This is a genomic window from Vibrio sp. 10N.286.55.E10 (assembly GCF_002872555.1).
Taxonomy (GTDB): domain Bacteria; phylum Pseudomonadota; class Gammaproteobacteria; order Enterobacterales; family Vibrionaceae; genus Vibrio; species Vibrio crassostreae.
Genome location: NZ_MCSD01000056.1, coordinates 1 through 1,127, shown reverse-complemented (window position 1 = coordinate 1,127; position 1,127 = coordinate 1). Strand labels below are relative to the sequence as shown.

The window sequence follows — 1,127 nt, the reverse complement described above, 5'->3', positions numbered from 1 at the left end:
TCACCATGGCAGTGAATGTAAATACAAACGTATCAGCGATGACAGCGCAACGTTACCTAAACAACGCAAACAGCGCACAACAAACATCAATGGAGCGTCTAGCTTCAGGTTCTAAAATCAACAGCGCAAAAGATGACGCTGCGGGCCTACAAATCTCGAACCGTTTGAACGTTCAGAGCCGCGGCCTTGATGTTGCTGTACGTAACGCGAATGACGGTATCTCTATTGCACAAACTGCTGAAGGTGCAATGAACGAGACAACGAACATCCTGCAACGTATGCGTGATTTGTCTCTACAATCTTCAAACGGCTCAAACTCAAAATCTGAGCGTGTAGCGATTCAAGAAGAAGTAACAGCACTGAACGACGAGCTAAACCGTATCGCGGAAACGACGTCTTTTGGTGGCAACAAGCTGCTTAACGGTACTCACGGTACTAAATCATTCCAAATCGGTGCGGATAACGGTGAAGCGGTAATGCTTCAACTGAAAGACATGCGCTCTGATAATGCTCAGATGGGTGGTAAGAGCTACCAAACTGAGAACGCGAAAGACAAAGATTGGAACGTTCAAGCTGGCTCTAACGACCTAAAACTGTCGTTCACTGATAACTTCGGTCAAGCACAAGAAATCGACATCAGCGCAAAAGCGGGTGACGACATCGAAGAGCTAGCAACGTACATCAACGGTCAACAAGACTCTGTGAAAGCGTCTGTAACTGAAGATGGTAAGCTACAAATGTTTACTGGTAACAACAAAGTTGAAGGCGAAGTGGCATTCTCTGGTAGCCTTGCTGGCGAACTAGGCATGCAACCTGGCAAAGACGTAACGGTTGATACTATCGACGTAACGTCTGTTGGCGGCGCACAAGAGTCTGTAGCGGTTATCGATGCGGCACTTAAGTACGTAGACAGCCACCGTGCTGAGCTAGGTGCTTTCCAAAACCGTTTCGACCACGCTATCAGCAACTTAGACAACATTAACGAGAACGTTAACGCATCTAAGAGCCGTATTAAAGATACCGACTTCGCGAAAGAAACGACTCAGATGACTAAGTCTCAGATCCTTTCTCAAGCTTCAAGCTCGATTCTTGCTCAAGCGAAGCAAGCACCGAACTCGGCACTTAGC

General features: G+C 47.0%; 1 protein-coding gene. It reads left to right on the top strand.

Annotated features, from left to right (window positions below; all coding sequences use genetic code 11):
* Positions 1–5: 5 nt before the first annotated feature.
* A partial coding sequence (locus tag BCV39_RS19945; protein WP_102460944.1) for a flagellin occupies positions 6–1,127 on the top strand: 1,122 nt, incomplete at its 3' end.